The organism is Arthrobacter sp. Bi83, from assembly GCF_918698095.1.
Taxonomy (GTDB): Bacteria; Actinomycetota; Actinomycetes; order Actinomycetales; family Micrococcaceae; genus Arthrobacter.
Map to the genome: position 1 here is coordinate 202,903 of NZ_CAKKLY010000001.1, position 17,377 is coordinate 220,279.

The 17,377-nt window shown below is 63.8% G+C and carries 19 protein-coding genes and 3 pseudogenes; 14 read left to right on the forward strand and 8 right to left on the reverse strand.

Annotated features, from left to right (window positions below; all coding sequences use genetic code 11):
* Positions 1-311 precede the first annotated feature (311 nt).
* Entirely contained in the window at positions 312-1,232 is a 921-nt protein-coding gene (locus tag LQ144_RS00990) for a hypothetical protein (protein ID WP_230116698.1), read from the reverse strand.
* Positions 1,233-1,471: 239 nt separating this feature from the next.
* Positions 1,472-1,828, reverse strand: a pseudogene (locus LQ144_RS00995) (HAD-IC family P-type ATPase); the annotation flags it as partial.
* Between the two features lie 108 nt (positions 1,829-1,936).
* On the opposite strand from LQ144_RS00995, the gene LQ144_RS01000 reads away from it, so the two are divergent.
* From LQ144_RS01000 to LQ144_RS01040, 10 genes are all read left to right on the forward strand, one after another.
* Entirely contained in the window at positions 1,937-2,356 is a 420-nt protein-coding gene (locus LQ144_RS01000; protein ID WP_230116699.1) for a GyrI-like domain-containing protein, read from the forward strand.
* Positions 2,357-2,424: 68 nt separating this feature from the next.
* Positions 2,425-3,840, forward strand: a complete 1,416-nt coding sequence (locus LQ144_RS01005) for a DUF5129 domain-containing protein (RefSeq protein WP_230116700.1) — start codon at positions 2,425-2,427, stop codon at positions 3,838-3,840.
* A 77-nt stretch (positions 3,841-3,917) separates the two neighbouring features.
* Positions 3,918-4,391 (forward strand): universal stress protein, encoded by a 474-nt coding sequence (locus LQ144_RS01010; protein WP_230116701.1) that lies wholly within the window; start codon positions 3,918-3,920, stop codon positions 4,389-4,391.
* Positions 4,378-5,244, forward strand: a complete 867-nt coding sequence (locus LQ144_RS01015; RefSeq protein ID WP_230116702.1) for a universal stress protein — start codon at positions 4,378-4,380, stop codon at positions 5,242-5,244. Before LQ144_RS01010 ends, LQ144_RS01015 begins: the two co-directional genes overlap by 14 nt.
* A gap of 224 nt (positions 5,245-5,468) precedes the next feature.
* Positions 5,469-5,774: a DUF3040 domain-containing protein gene (locus tag LQ144_RS01020; RefSeq protein ID WP_230116703.1), complete on the forward strand. Its 306-nt coding sequence runs from the start codon at positions 5,469-5,471 to the stop codon at positions 5,772-5,774.
* 55 nt (positions 5,775-5,829) lie between these two features.
* Positions 5,830-6,576: an SDR family oxidoreductase gene (locus LQ144_RS01025; protein ID WP_230116704.1), complete on the forward strand. Its 747-nt coding sequence runs from the start codon at positions 5,830-5,832 to the stop codon at positions 6,574-6,576.
* Positions 6,577-6,717: 141 nt separating this feature from the next.
* The gene (locus LQ144_RS01030) at positions 6,718-6,876 is read left to right on the forward strand and encodes a universal stress protein (protein WP_230116705.1); all 159 of its coding nucleotides are present in this window, start codon (positions 6,718-6,720) and stop codon (positions 6,874-6,876) included.
* Positions 6,877-6,914: 38 nt separating this feature from the next.
* Positions 6,915-7,127, forward strand: coding sequence for a wax ester/triacylglycerol synthase domain-containing protein (locus LQ144_RS23040; RefSeq protein ID WP_354962120.1), 213 nt, complete (start codon positions 6,915-6,917; stop codon positions 7,125-7,127).
* An 81-nt stretch (positions 7,128-7,208) separates the two neighbouring features.
* Positions 7,209-7,643, forward strand: a complete 435-nt coding sequence (locus LQ144_RS01035) for a wax ester/triacylglycerol synthase family O-acyltransferase (RefSeq protein WP_230116706.1) — start codon at positions 7,209-7,211, stop codon at positions 7,641-7,643.
* A gap of 354 nt (positions 7,644-7,997) precedes the next feature.
* On the forward strand, positions 7,998-8,510 hold the full coding sequence (locus tag LQ144_RS01040) for an SRPBCC family protein (protein ID WP_230116707.1): 513 nt from the start codon (positions 7,998-8,000) through the stop codon (positions 8,508-8,510).
* A 68-nt stretch (positions 8,511-8,578) separates the two neighbouring features.
* Here the strand turns inward: LQ144_RS01040 and LQ144_RS23045 are convergent.
* Together LQ144_RS23045 and LQ144_RS01045 are read right to left on the reverse strand one after the other, a co-directional pair.
* A pseudogene (locus tag LQ144_RS23045) lies at positions 8,579-8,851 on the reverse strand (WS/DGAT domain-containing protein); the annotation flags it as partial.
* 182 nt (positions 8,852-9,033) lie between these two features.
* Positions 9,034-9,252, reverse strand: coding sequence for a hypothetical protein (locus LQ144_RS01045; protein WP_230116708.1), 219 nt, complete (start codon positions 9,250-9,252; stop codon positions 9,034-9,036).
* Between the two features lie 92 nt (positions 9,253-9,344).
* Here LQ144_RS01045 and LQ144_RS01050 point away from each other — a divergent pair, with 92 nt between their 5' ends.
* The gene (locus tag LQ144_RS01050) at positions 9,345-9,602 is read left to right on the forward strand and encodes a hypothetical protein (protein ID WP_230116709.1); all 258 of its coding nucleotides are present in this window, start codon (positions 9,345-9,347) and stop codon (positions 9,600-9,602) included.
* Positions 9,603-9,605: 3 nt separating this feature from the next.
* Here LQ144_RS01050 and LQ144_RS01055 read toward each other — a convergent pair whose 3' ends face one another.
* Positions 9,606-10,181, reverse strand: coding sequence for a flavodoxin domain-containing protein (locus LQ144_RS01055; RefSeq protein WP_230116710.1), 576 nt, complete (start codon positions 10,179-10,181; stop codon positions 9,606-9,608).
* 234 nt (positions 10,182-10,415) lie between these two features.
* On the opposite strand from LQ144_RS01055, the gene LQ144_RS23050 reads away from it, so the two are divergent.
* Positions 10,416-10,730 carry a hypothetical protein gene (locus tag LQ144_RS23050; protein WP_354962087.1) on the forward strand — a complete coding sequence of 105 codons (315 nt, stop codon included), beginning with the start codon at positions 10,416-10,418 and terminating at the stop codon, positions 10,728-10,730.
* 178 nt (positions 10,731-10,908) lie between these two features.
* On the opposite strand, the gene mgtA is transcribed toward LQ144_RS23050, so the two are convergent.
* On the reverse strand, positions 10,909-13,596 hold the full coding sequence (gene mgtA, locus LQ144_RS01060; protein ID WP_230116711.1) for a magnesium-translocating P-type ATPase: 2,688 nt from the start codon (positions 13,594-13,596) through the stop codon (positions 10,909-10,911).
* Between the two features lie 454 nt (positions 13,597-14,050).
* On the opposite strand from mgtA, the pseudogene LQ144_RS23055 reads away from it, so the two are divergent.
* A pseudogene (locus tag LQ144_RS23055) lies at positions 14,051-14,281 on the forward strand (hypothetical protein); the annotation flags it as partial.
* An 18-nt stretch (positions 14,282-14,299) separates the two neighbouring features.
* A complete protein-coding gene (locus tag LQ144_RS22935) occupies positions 14,300-16,225 on the forward strand; it encodes a phosphoketolase family protein (RefSeq protein ID WP_354962121.1) in 1,926 nt (641 codons plus the stop codon).
* Between the two features lie 203 nt (positions 16,226-16,428).
* On the opposite strand, the gene LQ144_RS01070 is transcribed toward LQ144_RS22935, so the two are convergent.
* Both LQ144_RS01070 and LQ144_RS01075 read right to left on the reverse strand, forming a co-directional pair.
* Complete coding sequence (locus tag LQ144_RS01070) at positions 16,429-16,995, reverse strand: sulfocyanin-like copper-binding protein (RefSeq protein WP_230116713.1); 567 nt, start codon at positions 16,993-16,995, stop codon at positions 16,429-16,431.
* A complete protein-coding gene (locus tag LQ144_RS01075) occupies positions 16,992-17,243 on the reverse strand; it encodes an SHOCT domain-containing protein (protein ID WP_230116714.1) in 252 nt (83 codons plus the stop codon). The genes LQ144_RS01070 and LQ144_RS01075 overlap by 4 nt, the downstream gene beginning before the upstream one ends.
* Between the last annotated feature and the right edge of the window lie 134 nt (positions 17,244-17,377).

Sequence of the window (17,377 nt, forward strand, 5' to 3'; positions counted from 1 at the left end):
AGGGGGTTGCCGGTCCTGCAACGTACAGGACATCGGAAGAATTCCCCTAAAAGAGCGGCGCTGTCATCTCGATGCGACGGGCGTGCCCGGGCGGCACGGAGAAGCGTTCCAAATTGGGCGATCTGGTCCCCGCTGAAGGACATGCACGAATCCGCTTCCGACCCATCGGTCAGTCTCTTCGGCTACCAGAGCCAGGTCACGCCCTGGTCGCCCGTGTCAGTTTCAGAAGTTGACTGCCGAATGTCAGAAGTTGTGTGCACTCCTGAGACGTCGAAGGTGCTTCCTTGGGCTGGACAACTGCTCACATGTCCCTACTGGCAGGTAAGGATCGTACGAAGGGTGCCTTGCCCATCTTCAACCCGGCCTTCGATGTCCTGCAGAAGGGTGAACGAACGTCCGCAGGGGCAGCCCCGTCCCCCGAGCCTTAGTGTGTCGGACATTTCGTAGCGGATCAGTGGAAGGGTCCGGGAAAACAGGACCGTCACGAGGAGTTTTGCCCCGGTTGTTCCGGCCGATACGGGGTTTCCGGCCTGGTCTACGGGCTCGACGATGAGCAGATCATCGTAGATGTGGCGGTTTCGGTAGGTGCAGGGGGATGCGATTCCTGCCGTTTCGGTGGCGGCGTAGACGTCGAAAGGTTTGCTTCCCCAGGCGGCCTCAAGTTTGGAGGCGGTGTGTGAGCGGAGGACCTCGGATGCGGACATGACGCCTTGCGGGGAGATGTGAAGGCGTCCGGCGCGCTGCTCCGCCGCCAAGGGTTTTAGTGCTGATGCGTAGCCGACCAGGATCCTGGGCTGGAACCGGTTTAGCGCGGCGACCGTCTCATCCATGGGTGCGGTGACGTCCAGGCGGAGGGTGGGGACGAGCCCGGAGCGCAACGAGGCACCAACGACGGCGGACTGGTGGGTGGGGACGCGGGAACTCACCAGCGCCATTTTCAGTGGCCGTGTCAGCCCGGCGGAGATCCCAGCCCAGTCGTTCGCCCTGGCGTAGGAGGCCAGGACTGTCGCCCATTCGGTGCGGTTCCAGACGAAGGTGGAGCTCCGGCCGGTGGTCCCGGCCGTTGCCGCTGCCCACCACTGGCCCTGCCATGGCAGCCCAGGGTCTCCGCCGCTCTCGGTGAGGGCCCGTAGATGGTTTTCCAGGTCAGCGAGCTTCAGGTCCGGTGTGGTGATGGCATCGTCGAAGTGGTCCATCAGGTCCGCTTTCGTTACGGGTGGCAGCTGGTCCATCGGGGCGTCGTGGAGGCCGGCGTGGTGTCGCCGGTAGAACTCGGAGCCGGTGTAGGTTGCACGGCGGAGTTCCTGGTGGCTGTGATCCGGGCGGCGTCCCAGTGGTCCCTCCTTCGCCACGCGGCGCGCAGGAACAGCACCCGGGCAATGAGGCGGAGGCCCATGGCGGGATGCCTAGCGGGTGCCGGCCGGGGACAGCGGCTGGGCTGCATGCACGGTGGTGGCCTCGGGCGTCTCCGGGCGGGCAGCCGCAGCCGTTTGAGCAGGAGGGCGTTGACGGCGACAAGGAAGCTGGAGCCGGACATTGACAGGGCCGCGATTTCGGGGCTGAGTGCAATGCCGGCGAAGGCGAAGACTCCGGCGGCGATGGGGAGCGCTATCGCGTTGTATCCCACGGCCCAGCCCAGGTTCTGGCGCATTTTGCGCAGGGTGCCTTTGCCGATCCGCAGGGCGATGGGCACATCGAGAGGGTCCGAGCGCATGAGGACGACGTCGGCGGTCTCGATGGCCACCTCGGTGCCTGCGCCGATCGCGATGCCGAGGTCGGCCGGGGCCAGGGCCGGGGCGTCGTTGACGCCGTCACCGACCATCGCGATACTTCCGCAACGCATTCTTTAGCTTACGTCTCGTGCCATTCGGCCCTGTCGGAGACTAGTTCCAGATGGGATCTTGTCCTTGTGAATACCGTGCACACAGAACCCGGAATGCTCCACATACCTGAGCAGCAGACTGCTGTACTTCGCGAGAGGGTTCCGATGGCTGCCCTGACTGAATTCTTCGGTCGTGCGTTCGCTGCCGTGGCAGCGGAGACCGAAGCGCAGAACGTCCAACTCGCCGGTCCGCCTTTTGCTCTCTACCGCGGAACACCCACCCAGACAATCGACGTTGAGGCCGGTTTTCCGATCGCTGGCACTGGGAATGTCGTTACCAGCACCCTTCCAGAGGTAGACGCTTTCGAGACGATACACGCTGGAGCTTACGACACCTTGAACAGGACCTACGCGGCTCTTCAGGAACAGATAAAAGCGGCAGGACGAACCCCTTTGGACACGATGTGGGAATACTACTTGACCGGTCCATCGACGGAGGCCGATCCCTTGAAATGGCAGACAAGAATCGTTTGACCGGTCGCCTGATGCGTCGGCGGTTTCTGCTTCAGAGACCTTGGTGGAAAAGTATCGGGCTGCTGCTGATGGGTGCCCTGCTGGTTGCCGGGGGCCCCACAGCCCTGGCTGCTACACCGGTGGACATTGTTGTGGAGGACCGGGCGGGAGTTCTTGACCGCAACACCCTCGACCCGGCCATCAGGGCGATCGAGTTTCATGAGCGCACCAAGGTGGCTGTTTACACCTACAACGGCAGCGCCGCTGACAATCTGAACGAAGAAGTCCTTCGCTTCGCCCGAGGCGAACACCCGGAATGGATCAGCACCGACGGGCAGAAGTGGGCAGACGGGCTCTTCATCTTCGCCCTCGACCCCGTGGGCCGGCACGTGGGTACCTACATGGGCGAAGACCGCAAGGTTTCCCTGGAAGAACGCGACGACATCCAAAATGCCGCAAAGGACCTCCTGCGTGATGCGCAATGGACAGACGGAATCGTGGCTGGTGTCCGGCGCGGCGCTGAACTGATCAACCAGCCCTGGTACCAGTCGGCTGCCGTCGTCATCACCGCCTGGATAACCTGCGTACTCGCCGCGCTGGCCGCTGCCGCTTGGGGGATCGTGCGAGCGGTGACAAGGTCCCGCAGCCGTAAGGAGATGGAGCGGGGAGACCGGAGCTACGTCAGCGTAAGCACGGACCTGGACGTCACTGAACTCAATGCCGGCACCATCCCCGAGTCCTCCCGTTACGGCAGCAACGTCCTGGAGAAACATCGCACCTTCCTCAACCGATACAACGCCACCACCGGCCTGGCCAATCGGGTACACGCCCTCACCCCGAAGACCCTGGGCCGCAGGTCCGGCCTCCAGTTGGTACAGGAGTACGCGAACGCGGCAGCCGAACTGGACGCCCTGGACGACGTCATCGCCGACAGCAACGCGTTGCTGAACCTGGCCAGTACCTGGCCCACAGCTTGGGACCGGCAACTGGCACCGTTCCGCACCGACCTCGCCGGGCTGGAACAACTGCTCACCAAGCATCACGGGCAAGGCGGCTCCGCCACGGCCGCAGCACTCAGGTCTTTCCGGGACGAAAGCCTGCACAATATCGAGCGGTGGACCGCCGAACTCTCCGACGGCTCCATCACGCCCGAAGCTGCGCTGGACCGGTTACGCGATGCCCGGACCCAGCTGTCGGAGCTCTTGAAAAGCCATGCCGAAACGGTGATCGAAGGTTTTGCCAAGACCGAGAAGGAAGCGAAGCTAATGCGCAGGGAGATGGAAAACGCAGAGGATGGCCTGGACCGACGCCGGCGGCGGCAGTACGAACCCAGCATCCTGGGAACCGTCTATCCGTCCTACTACTTCTTCTCCGTGCCGGCCTTCAACTCCGGCCTGAACACCGGCGTTGGCAGCGTCAGCACTGCCAGGGGCGGCGGGGGAACCACAGGATATGGCAGCAGCGGAGGGAGTTTCTCCGGATCTGGCAGTTCCTCCGGTTTTTAGGTGGCTTTTGGCCCTGTTGACGTTCAGTTCGACCCCTCAGTCTGATAGCAGCAACGAAGCCATGAAGGGAAGCGGCCATGGAGGAGTCAGCGTCAGAGGGTGGCAGGTTCGTGGTGGGGGTGGACGGATCGGAGGCCTCGGTGGAAGCCCTTCGGCAGGCCCAGCGGCTCGCTGTTCCGCTGGGCGCCGAGGTGCTGGCCACCGCCTGCTGGGAGGATCCCCAAGTTTACGCGGGATACGTGGCGATGGGCATCGACCGTTTCGAGGAACGCGTGCGGATGGTCCTGCAGGAGGCCGTGGAACAGGCCGCCTTCGGCCAAGTGACTCCCCCAAACGTCCTACCGCGGGTGGTCCGAGGCCATCCGCGTGATTCGCTCATAGAGGCCAGTCGGCGTGCCGACATGCTCGTCGTCGGCAGGCGCGGTCATGGCGGATTCGGCGGCCTGCTCCTGGGGTCCGTCAGCTCCGCCTGTATTGCCCACGCGCATTGTTCGGTTCTGGTGGTTCACAGCCCCAATAAGGAAAGGAAGACCAGCAGTGAGAAATTCTAAGCCGATCGCCGTTGCAACCAATGAGTCTGCCCAAAGCCAGGCGGCTGTGAGGTGGGCTGCAGCCCGGGCCGCACGCGCCGGTGTGCCGTTGGTCATCCTTCATGTTGTAGACGACCGCTGGGTCGCGAAGCCTGTCTCCTGGACCGGGACTCTGGTGGAGATGGGCGGCGAACTGCTGGACGCCGCGGCCGGGCGGGTTGGCGGCAGCGTTCCGATTGACATCACCACCAAAGTCCTCGAGGGAAGCATCGCGGGCGAGTTGCGCAGGTATTCAGGCAAGGTGTCGATGCTCGTGGTGGGATCCGGCTCCGCCCACTTGGGTGGTTCGTTGACGGACCGGGCCCTGCAGGTAGCCGCCGCCGCGAAGTGTCCGGTTGCCGTGGTCGGAGCCGTGGAGACAGAAGGCGGGCGGGGCGTCGTGGTGGGGGTTGATGGGTCGGAAGAATCCACGCAGGCCATTGCCTTCGCTGCCGCGGAGGCGGACCGGGAGGGCCAGGAGCTCACGGTGGTTTACGCCTTCAGGGCGCCCGACCGGTCGATCGACAGTGGATTGCTCACGGAGAACCTGGCCCAGCGAATTGTGGACGAAGAGCAGGTAGTGCTGTCCGAAAGCATCTCCGGCCTCGGTGAGGATTATCCGGACCTGGTGGTGCACGAAGTCCTGGAAACCGACATGGAGCCGGCGGAGGCGCTGGTGCAGGCCGCCGCCGGTGCCCAGATGCTGGTGGTGGGAAGCCGGGGCCGGGGCGGTTTCAAACGGCTTCTGCTCGGTTCCACGGCCCACGCGGTTCTGACGCACCTGCCGTGCCCTACTGTGATAACCCCTATTCAACGCAGGAAGCATAAGAAGTAGGAGCCCCACAGCATGCAAAGCAACACTTCAGGACAGGAAAACAGAAGTCCTGTAGGCGATGTAAGGCGCGAAGCTGCCCGCGTGGGCCAGGATCAACTTGATTTCCGAGTACTTCTCCGCACGGGACACGACCAGGCAGCTGATGGCGGGTGGTGTCGAGCAAGAAGCCGCCAGCCTGGACAAACCGTTGACCGCTGAACCATTCACCGTCCAAGGAGGCACCGGTGGCTCTCACTGAATACGAACAACGCCAACTCCAGCTACTGGCGGATCAACTGCTCAACGACGACCCCCGGCTCGCCGCAAAACTCGGAGCAGAATCCTTTCTGCCTCCTTCCTCCGCCCGCACCAGCGCCGGTGCGTTCACCATGCTGGTAGGACTCTTCGTCTTTGCGACCGCACTGGCTGCTCGGATCCCCACCCTGGGCGTCCTGGGACTCATTCTCATGTGCACCGGGGTGTACCTGATTTCCCTGGGTTTTCACCTTCCCCGAGAACGCTGCGGCGACGGTCCGGCACCGGGCGGGTGACCGGGCCCGCACGCCGCAGCCACCCTCAATCCCCCACAGAAGCCCAAGGATCATCATGGAACGCGTTATCGACAAAGTAGCCCTCGTCAGCGGAGCCGCCCGTGGCATCGGAGCCGCCATCGCCGCCCGCCTGCATGGCGAGGGAGCCAAAGTAGTGCTCGGCGATGTGCTCGACGACGAGGGACGAACAACCGCCGAACGGATCGGCTCAGACGCCAGGTACGTGCATCTGGACGTTACCAGTCCCGGAGACTGGGACTTGGCGGTGAAGACCGCGGCCGATGACTTCGGGGGGCTCAACATCCTGATCAACAACGCCGGAATCGTGAACTTCGCCCCCATCGAGGATTACACCCTGGAGCAGTGGGACGCCGTAATCGCGGTAAACCTGACGGGAACCTTCAACGGAATCAGGGCGGCCATACCGGCCCTGAAACAGTCCCGGAACGGATCCATCATCAACATCTCCTCGATAGCAGGCATCCGGGGATACGAAGGAATCGCCGGATATTCGGCGTCCAAATTCGGGGTGCGCGGCCTGACCAAGAGTGCGGCCCTTGACCTGGGCCGATACGGCATCCGGGTCAACTCGGTGCACCCGGGCGTGATCTCCACCCCGATGACAGCAGGAATGACCCTGGACATGACCCATACGCCCCTGAACCGCGTCGGGCACCCGGGCGAGGTGGCAGATTTGGTTCTGTACCTCGCCTCCAATGAGTCCCAGTTCGTCACGGGCGCCGAGTTCATCATCGATGGTGGTGACACCGCAGGGACGGTGACCCCGACGACGCCGGCCTGACCTCCGGCGCTGCCCGTTTTGGCACGGACCAAGGCCGGCGAAAGCACCCGTGGCCCGCCGGGACATTGTGGCCCTGCAGCACAGGCGCCCACCGGCATTCACTGCCCACCATAACCAGCAAGAAACCCAAAAGGACCGGCCATGAAAACCAAACCATTCGCTGTTGCTACCAATGATTCCGCGCAAAGCCAGGCCGCGGTGACGTGGGCGGCCCGCCGCGCTGACCGCGCCAAACTGCCGCTGACGATCCTGCATGTAGTTGACCACCGGTGGCCGGCCGATCTTCGAAGATTGGAATGACACTCACACGACATTTCGACCGGGTGAGCCCTGAAGACATGATGTCTCTGGACGCGGATGGCGGCTCAGCGCCAATGCAAGTGGGGGCCGTCCTCATGTTCGGCATGGAAGGTGGTCAGGACCCGGTTCCCCTCTTCGACAGACTGGCGCAGCGGCTCAGTGCTGTTCCACGGCTACGTCAACGACTGGTCAATGTACCCTTCGGCTGCGGCCGTCCCATCTGGGCCAATGATTCCCGGAAGCAGTGTTGAACATTGCCGCCGACATGCTCACTTCACCGCTGTCCCACGACCGGCCCCTCTGGAACGCCCAGGTCATCACGCACGTAAGCGATGACCCAGGCAGCGCTTGCTTTCGTTTTTCATCATGTCCTCACCGATGGAATCGGCGGCCTGGCCGTCTTGGAGGCCCTGGCCGGCGCTGAAGACGGGCGCGGCCGCTGGGATGACCGCCACGAGCGGGACACTCCATACTCGGCGCTGGCCCTGACCATTGATGCGGTAAAGAGCCGACTCGATGGACTGGCCAGACTGCCGGCAGCGCTGCGTACAGCAGCCAGCGGAGCGTCCGAGCTGCGGCTGCCGGTCAGGACCAGGGCAGCCCGCAGTTCACTCAACCGCCCGACGGGTCCGCAGCGGTGGCAACTTTCGCACCTTGGCGCCTACCGCTTCTTCATGACCACGCACCTTGTCCATACGTTCGTCACGAACCTGCTGGGCCGGAACACTGACCATCACAGCAATCGCCGACCCCGAGACATGCCCTGACTTGTCAAGACTGCGTGAGGAACTTGTCAGAGCGATACATACCCTGACCACGACCGGACCTTCATGAGCTTTGACCCGACAACAACCGTTCGCGGGTGGCACGAACTGACGCTGAGGATTTCTGTCCGTCGGACACCACCCGCGAACTTCATTCCTGGTGACCACAAGAGGACGCCTTTCCGATTCACCGCTGTGAAAGACTCAATCATGAACGTTTCCGGGCATTCAGCTCAATTGCTTCCGCGAGTCGTTGGCAGTGCCGGTGGATTTCTGGCCGCAACGGCTGCCTATCATCGTTTCCTGCGACCGCTCCATCTCCACTGGGGAGCCAGCAGGAAGGAGGCAAACCGTGCAATGCCGGGTGACGGGATCGTGGACGCTCCCTACCTGACAACAACCCGTGCCGTGTCCATCAAGGCGGCCCCGGACAGCATCTGGCCATGGCTCGTGCAAATGGGTAACGGTCGCGGGGGCCTGTACAGCTACGACTTCCTGGATCAGGCTTTCGGGATCCTCAGCGGCCCAAGCAGCGAAAGGGTGCTTCCCGAGTTCCAGGCGCTGGCCGCGGGGGACGTGATCCCTCTGGGCAAAGGCCCGGACTGGCCGGTTGCGGTCCTCCGCCCCGAACAAGCCATGGTGCTGGAACCCGTGCCCGGCCGCGTCAGTTGGTGCTTCGCCCTATACGCGAACGGGGACACCACGCGGCTGGTGAGCCGGGTGCGCATCCGGATTTACACAAGGGCTGCCCTCTGGATTCTGGCGCCGCTGATCGACGTGTGCTGGTTCATGATGGAGCGCAAGATGCTCCAGGGAATCCGGCAACGGGCCGAGAGTCTGGTTTCTGTTACTCCTCCTCTAGCGTATTGAGCCTGACCTGTCGTTTCTGGGTGACCCGGAGGAGCGCCTCGAGGTCTCGGCATGCACTTGTCGGTAAAGACATCGAGGTCGGGATAGGCGTCTGCATCGGAGACCACCAACATGCAAGAACTTCCTGCGCAGGATATTGCTCCTACGCCGAGGGAGACGTTCCCGATGAGGTTCAACAGCGGGAACACCTCCAGGATCCGCGCACCGCAGAAGTACAACGGGTCTCTTGGCCCCGGCAGGTCCGCGCTGAGAACGTTAACCCGGCGCCGTGCAACGAACTTGATCATGATGCCGCTGATGAGCCTGTTGCCGAACATGGCGCCGAGGGGAGTGTGGGGCATGGCCTTGCGTCTTGTGGTCTCCCCGGCGATCTGTTTAGCCTGGAGTCAGGATCCATGTCCGCCAACGGAACTGGCACGGCGAATTGGCTGATGAACTTCTCCGCCTGGTAATCGCGCGCTTTGGGACTTGTTGCCCGGAGCGACATGGGCACGTAGATCGGCACGGACATGCCCTCAATGCGCTATCCCCGGCTGGCCAGCCGGTTCAGGCTGGTGCTCGGTCCGGGCTCGGCGGCGAGCAACCCTTGGAAGGTGGGCCACGCGCTGACAGCGCCGCGGACCGTCCGCACGGGATGTGTGATCGCAGCCAGCACCTGAGCGAGGTCGTGGCCGACGTCCTGCAGGTTGTCGACCAGGAGGGCAGCCGTGGACGGCCACCGCGACGGAGTCCACTCGGGCACGGGTGTTCCGTGCCGGCCTCCGGGTGGTGTCCAGTAACGCCGCCAGGGCAGTCACGCTGGCCATTCCATCTCCCATGACGTGATGCAGGCGGATGAAGAGGCCGGCCGAGACCGCAACGGGGGAAGTAGAGCACTTGGCGAAGCCGGGGCAGAATGTGCAGGCGGCGTTTGAGTGCTTCCTGCACCGCATGGATCCGCAGTTGCCCGTCGGCGTCGAGCAGGTTGCTGCCGTCCAAAAACATGAGTGCGCCGATGTCCTGCGGCCATGTGTCGTCGGACCAAAGGACCAGCTGGTCATCCGCGGTGAGCCTGTCCATCATCACCGCCTCTTCCCGGCCGTGGCCTGGTGAGCGTCACGGGGAGGTGGACTTGAGCCTGTCCGCGAAGTGCTCTGCGAATCGTTTGACCGCGTCCCACTGGGTGTAGACGTAGTCGCGAGACATGTCGAGTCCGAGGTTGCCTGGCTTGTCCTGCGCGATCTTTTTCATCATGTGCCGCTTGATGAAGCCGTAGTCGGTGCAGAGGAGGGCACCGCCGAACAAGGCGACCTGGTCGGGGCGCCACCCAGTCTCTTCTTCGAACTGGTCGACGTACGTCTCGGCCTGCCCGGTGTCGCCGTGGGCGGCGAGGCTGACGGAGAAGAAGGCCGAAGGGAGCTGCTCCAACGTGTCGTGGTTTTTCTGCACGAACTCGACTACGTGTTTGTCGTGCTTGCCCATGTGGATGGACGCGCCGACGATCACAGCGTCGTAGCCGGCGGGCAGGGTGCTGGACGGTCCGTTGATGTCGACGGCGTCGGCCGTGTGACCCCTGTCCCGGATAACGTCCGCAATGACGTCGACGATCTTCGCGGTTTGTCCTTCGGTTGTCCCGTATGGAATCAGAGCTCTTGCCGTGTTGCCGATCTCCTTTAGTTTGCGGGGTGACATCAGTTGTATGGGTGCTCAATGCGCGGGATCCGGCTGCCGGGTGTGAACGGCGCAAGCCACGGCGGACCGCGAACGTGGCTGCACCTGCGGCGAGGGTTCCGGTGGCCAGTCGCCTGGGATTTTGTGCGTCGGGGCGCTTCTCGAATGCCATCACGTCCAATTAAGAGTTGCCTCTTGCCGGTGTCCGGGGCGCCGGTGAACACGACTGGCAGGGTGCCCAAGCCGACGTCGGACATGTCGACGCGGAAAACGTACGGATCATTGGGGTCGTCCGGGTGCAGGCGGCGCCGAGACCTGGTCCTTACCGGTGGTGTCGGTGAGCATTCCAGTCAGTTCAGGTCGCGGGTGATGCCTCTGCTCAAGCCTCTTGGCCTCTTCATCGACGAGGACAGGAACCAAACGGAGGACACAACTATCCGCACCATCAGCACCGACGGGTCAAGGTGTCCTGTCCTAGTCGTCCCTTATGACGAGGAACGGGCAATCGCGGAAGCGACAGCCGTCGTCGTTATTTCGGATGATACAGCGAATCGGAGCCTCAACCAATAGAGGCGGATGCCGTCGGGAGACGGGCTATCCAGCTGGAATCGGGAAGCGGGGCCGGCACTGTACCCTCTGCCAGCGATAAGAACGATTGCAGACTGATCATCCGTCGGAGCTCTTGTGGCACTCTTGTCCGACATGCTAAACGTGTTCGCCCTCCCCCGCTAACTCCAACAGGGCGCAGCTACTGCTCCTTGCGCCGCCTGCGCACCGGACGCCCAGGGACTACCGCGGCAACCGGCGCGCTGAAGCGGGAGGCGCGGCGGGAGATGTGGTGGGTATCCGGCCGACGGCGGACAGTCGTCGGAATCTCCGGCAGCTGCTGTGCGGCCCGGGCGAAGAACCAGCTCTTGGCGAATTCCACCAGGACCATGTAGACAACGATCATTCCCAGCAGCGTCAGGAAGAACGGCACCGGCAACGGATCAAAGCCCAGCAGGGCCGCCAGCGGTGACAACGGCAGGAAGATACCCGCGGCCACCACGCCCAAGGATGCACCCAAGAGGCCAGCGGAGGGACGGCTTCGCACGAACGGAACCCGCCGGGTCCTGATGGCAAAAATGATAAGGGTCTGCGTGGCGATGGATTCGATAAACCAACCCGCCCGGAACTCCCCCGGGACCGCCTCAAAGACAAACAGCATGAGCCCGAAGGTCGCAAAATCGAAGATCGAGCTAATCGGCCCGAAGAGGAACATGAACCGCCGGATGAAACCGATGTTCCAATGCGACGGTGCCAACAGCTGTTCCTTGTCCACGCGGTCGCCCGGGATGGCCAACTGGCCGCTGTCGTAGAGCAGGTTGTTGAGCAGTATCTGCCCTGGCAGCATCGGCAGGAAGCTCAGCACCACCGACGCCGTGGCCGCGCTGAACATGTTGCCGAAGTTGCTCGATGTTCCCATCAGCACGTATTTGATGGTGTTCGCAAAGATCCTCCGGCCCTCCATCACGCCGTCGGCCAGAACGCCCAGGTCCTTGTCCATAAGCACCACATCGGCTGCGTCTTTGGCGACGTCGGTGGCGCTGTCCACGGAGATACCGATGTCCGCGCGGTGCAGGGCCAGGGCGTCGTTGACGCCGTCGCCCATGAAACCCACTGCCCCGCCGCTTTGGCGCAGCAGAGTGATTATCCGTGCTTTCTGCTCGGGCGAGACGCGGGCGAAGATGGTGGCTTCCCGGGCGGTGGCGGCCAGCTCGGCATCGGACAGTGCGTCGACGTCCGCGCCGGTGAGCGTTCCCCAGGAAAGCACCCCGAGCTCGGAGCATACTTTTTCGGCGACTTTGGCGTTGTCTCCGGTGGCGATTTTCACGGAGATGCCCAGCGTGGCCAACCGTTCGAGGGACGCTTTCGCGTTTGCCTTGGGCCGGTCGAGGAAGACGAGGAAGCCAACCAGGACGAGGTCCTTTTCGTCGTCAGGACTGATCTTGCTCATCCCGACCGCTGGGCGGGTGGCTACCGCCACGACGCGCGATCCGGCGTCGAACTGTCCGTCCAGCATTGCCTTCACCTTGGGTGACGTCGGCCCGCAGAGGGCGAGGACGCCCTCGGGGGCACCCTTGGTGACCAGGCGTGCCAGGCCGCCGGCCTCACGCACCAGCACGCTGGTCCGCCGGCGCTGGTGGTCGAAGCCGATCAGGTCGAGGCGCTCAAAGCGGGCGGGATCGAAGGCGGCTGCCCCGGAGCTCTCCCACAGTGCGGCGTCCAGCGGGTTTTGCCCGGCCGTGGATAGTTTGGCCTCGGCGTAGTCGGTTTCGGTGGCCAACAAACCCAAGGTGAGAAGTTCGACGCCGGACACGCCCGGGGAGGCGGGCAGCGCGCCGGTGAAGCTGATCCGGCCCTCCGTGAGGGTGCCTGTTTTGTCGGTGACCAGGATGTCCATGTCGCCCAGGTCCTCGATGCAGACCAATCGTTTGACCAGGACTTTCCGTCGGGCCAGCTGGCGCGTGCCCGTGGCGAGGCTGGTACTCACGACGGCGGGCAGCAGCTGCGGTGTGATGCCGACGGCGATTGCCAGGGAGAACAGCAACGACTCGATCAGCGGGCGGTGCAGCAGCAGGTTCGCGATGAAGATCAGCGTGGTGAGCCCGGTGGCCACCTGCAAGAGCAGGAACGAGAACCGCTTCAGCCCGAGCTGGAATTCGGTTTGGGGCTGCCGTTCCCCCAGGCCCAGCGCGATCCGGCCGAATTCGGCGCGGCCGCCGGTGGCCACCACTACTCCGGTGCAGCCGCCGGACTGGATGACGGTTCCCATGAAGACGCAGGATGAGAGGTCGCCCAGCGCCGATCCGGGCGGCACGGGGGCCGGATCCTTGCCGGCCGGGAGGGACTCCCCCGTCAGGATGCTTTCGTCGCAGAGGAGGTTCTGGGTGCCCAGGAGGCGGATGTCGGCGGGGATGATGGCCCCCAAACCCAGATGCACGACGTCGCCGGGCACCAGCGCGGTGACGTCCACGTTTTCTGTGGTTCCGTCGCGGAGCACGATGGCGCGGTGGATGACGCGGGAGTGCAGGGCTTCGGAGGCTCGTTCGGCGCGGAATTCGTTGATGAAGCCCAATCCCACGCTGACCAGGAGGATCATGGCGATCACGATCGAATTCGTGGCATCGCCCAGGAAGAGGGACAGCCCGGCCGTGATGATCAGCAGGATGAGGATGGGGCTGGCGAACTGCCGGCCCAACACCGCCCATCCATTCGCCCGGTGCGTCCGCACGGCGTTCGGGCCGAGTTGGGTAAGGCGCGTAGCGGCTTCTTCATTCGATAGCCCCGCCGGACTGGACGCTAGCTGTTCGAGCACTTGGTCCGGGGGAAGGCACGCGGCCTCGGTGATCGGAAACTGTGTGGAGTGACGCTCCTGGACGTTGGGATCTGACATGCCGTATCCGTTCGAATGCGTTGCCTGATTGAGTCGACCTTGGGACAAGGGTACGACCTTGGGAGGGTCACTTGTGATCCGCGGAAGGATATTGTGGTTCGGGTTGCGTCGAGCGGTTGGAAACGGCCGACGACGTCGAACTCAATACCACGGACGACCTCCCCGAACGGCTTAGCAAGTGTCGCTGGATCCCGTGGCGGCACCAACGGATAACTGGCTGCCTTGGCTGACAAACCACTGCTCGGCGAGAACCACCACGTTCTAGGTGGAGTTGTGAGTGAAGTGCCGCTGCCGCGCAGTCTGTGGCCCTATGGCCCTAACCGCCTCGCCGGGTCTCTGACACCGTGAAGACTAGGCAGTCCAGCGGCCAGAAACGTCATCGGCACGCCGCCGGCCCCGGAAGAGGCAAACCCATGAAACAGCAACCGCCGTCCCGGAAACTGCGGATGAGGACTTTGAGCTGCTGAACCAGTATTGGTCCGCGGCCAACTATCTCACCGTGGCCCAGATCTACCTCCAGGAAGACCCGCTGCTGCGAGAGCCGCTGCTGCCAAGCAACATCAAACCCCGCCTTCTGGGAGATTGGGGGACCAGCCCTGGATTGTCGTTGATCTATGCCCACCTGAACCGGCTGATCAAACGAACCGCAGCCGAAGTGCTGTCCGTTGCGGGTCCTGGACACTGTGGTCCCGCCGTCGCCGCCATGGACAACCCCGGGCTGATCGTCGCCTGCTTCATCGGCGACGGCGAAGCCGAGACCGGGCCACTGGAAGCATCCTGGAAGGCGCCATCCTTCCTCAACCCGGCACGGGACGGTGCCGTACTGCCGGTACTGCATCTGAACGGGCACAAAATCTCCGGCCCAACCGTCCTGGGCCGCAGATCCCACGAGGACGTGGACGCGCTGCTCAAGGCCCATGGCTGGAACCCGGTGACCGTCTCCGGCGACGATCCCCGGCTTGTCCATCGCGAGCTGGCCACCGCCATGGACGCGGCGTATGCGAGCATCCGCGAGCTGCAATCCCAGGCGCTCGGCCAAGGTGTCCACGGTCCCGCGAAATGGCCTGCCATCATCCTGCGAACGCCCAAAGGGTGGACCGGGCCGGCCACCGTCGGTGGCCTCCCCGTCCGAGGGAACCTTTCGTTCCCACCAAGTGCCCCTGGCGGTGTTCGCGAGAACCCTGAACACTTGGCCCAGCTGGAGACCTGGATGCGCTCCTCCCGGCCGGAAACCCTCTTCGACAACGCAGGCCGGCTCATCCCCGAACTGGCCGCACTTGCCCCGGAGCGCAGTCTTCGCATAGGCGCCGCACGTGCGAGCCGGGGCGGCGCCGGCACTGCCCTCGAAATCCCCGCCCTGGAACGGTACGCCATGCCGCCGCCCCCCCGAGGATCGGTCATCCATGAGACCACCAGGCCTCTGGGCGAACTGCTCCGGGACATCTACATCGATACAGCCATAAACCCCCGGTTCCGGCTCTTCTGCCCCGACGAAACCAACAGCAACCGGCTCGGGGCTGTCTTCCAAGCCACCGACCGCTGCCTCCTGGAACCTACCAAGGACGGGGAGCGTGCCTTGGCTGTAGACCATGTCTCGCCCGGAGGCAGGGTCATGGAAGTCCTCTCCGAGCATCTGTGCCAGGGCTGGCTGGAAGGATACCTACTCACGGGCCGCCATGGGCTCTTTGCCACCTATGAGGCCTTCGCGATGGTCAGCGCCTCGATGACCATCCAACATGCCAAATGGCTTCAGCACGCACGGGAACTTGAATGGCGCGTACCCGTACCGAGCCTGAACATCCTGCTGACCTCCACCTGCTGGCGCAACGACCACAACGGATTCAGCCACCAAGGACCCGGGCTGATCGACACGGTGTTGTCCCTGTCAGGGACCGTCACCCGCGTCTACCTGCCTCCGGATGCAAACACCCTCCTCGTCACCGCCGAACACATCCTGCGCAGCAAGGACTACGTGAACCTGGTGGTCGTGGACAAGCAGCCCCACCCGCAGTACCTGACGCTCGAGGAAGCCAGACAGCACGCCGCAGCGGGAGCGTCCGTCTGGTCCTGGGCCGGTAACGAGGAGCCTGCCCGTGCCGGGGCCAGGCCTGACGTCGTCATGGCCTGTGCCGGGGACATCCCCACCCAAGAGACGCTGGCCGCCGCCTGGCTGCTGCAAACGCATCTCCCTGAACTGACGGTCCGCGTTGTCAACGTCATGGATGCGATGGTCCTTCCGCCCCGCGACACCCACCCCCACGGTCTGTCCGGGGAGAAGTTCGAAGAACTATTCACAGCCGACGGGGAAGTCATCATTGCCTGGCACGGCTACGCCCGTGCCCTGCACCAGCTCCTGCACGGAAGGCCCCGCCCGGAACAGTTCCACGTCCGCGGCTACAACGAACAAGGAACCACCACCACACCCTTTGACATGGTGGTCCTGAACAAATTGAGCCGCTACCACCTGGTCCTGGAAGCATTGCGTCGCGTTTGCCGGCGGGTCCCGGGCGCGGATGAACTTGTGGAGTTCTGCCGCAGACAACTGGACGCACACACGCGGTATATCCGCGAACACTTCGAAGATCTCCCGGAAATCCAGGAATGGGTCTGGACACCACCCATTCCCTAACGCCAACACAGGAGGAGGAGGCACGGCGTGCCTTCTCTTTATCTCGGTTCGGGATACCTGGCCCCTGGGGACGAAGCAGTGACCATCAAAGAGTGCGGAACGTGTGACCCAACGGCCAGCTTTCGTCCTTGGCCGGAGCGCGGCGGGCGGACAAGTTCACCGTATGCGCCTCAGGGTCCGACTCGTTGGTGCGACGAGGCGGCTCAGGTGACTGTGAGCTGCGTGTACATCCCTGCGACATAGTGCCCGGGAAGGTTGCAGATGAGTTCATAGCGGCCGGGGGGAAGAGTGACCGTCACCCACCCGCCAGCACCGGGGAGGATTGCTTGCCCTTCACCTTCGGCGCAAGTGGCGGCAGCTTCACCCAGGCTTCCCGTTTCATCAATCTTCCCATCACGGCCCGTGACGCGCGTGCCTGCGATCTGTGTGCCTGGCATCGGAAGGATGATCATTTCATGGGCCAGACGTCCTGCGTTGGTGACCAGGAATGACACCTCACCGTGCTGAACGGTTGCCCGGTCCGCGGTCAGGCGCATACCTCCCATCCTCCGGGGGCCGCCCATCATCGGGCCTCCCATATCGGTGGCGGTGACGTCGATAAGAGTGCCCGGCAGTGCCGGGGTCGTGCATCGCGCGGCAGCCGGGAACCCGAACCCGAGGGGAGTCGTGCCGCCGCCCACGAGCGCCAAGGCGACCAAGGACACGCCCGCCAGGATCACGGTCGCAACGATTCCGAACAGGACCAGGGCCCCGAGGGAAAGCCTGTTCACGGTCGGCGCCTCAGAGCGTCGCGGCGCGCGTTGAACTCCGTTTCGTCGATCTCGCCCCGGGCGAAGCGCTCATTGAGGATACGCTCGGAATCATCGTGCAGTGGCCCGTAGAAACCCCGTCCTCCCGAGCGGCTCCCGCGAAGCAAGAGGATCACCACCGTGACCAGGCCTCCCCAGAACAGCAACATCATTAGACCCATTGCGATCCAGCCGCCGATGCCCCAGCTTCCATCCCATCCGTACATCATGACCAATTCCCTTCAGCCTGGCTTGCGTGCCGGCGTCCAGTGTCGCTTGATTCCGGTCCCTGCCACAGGGCATTTAGTCACAAGCCGACCACTCTTCTTTGAGTCGGCCACGCCCGCTTCAAATCCGGCGCTCC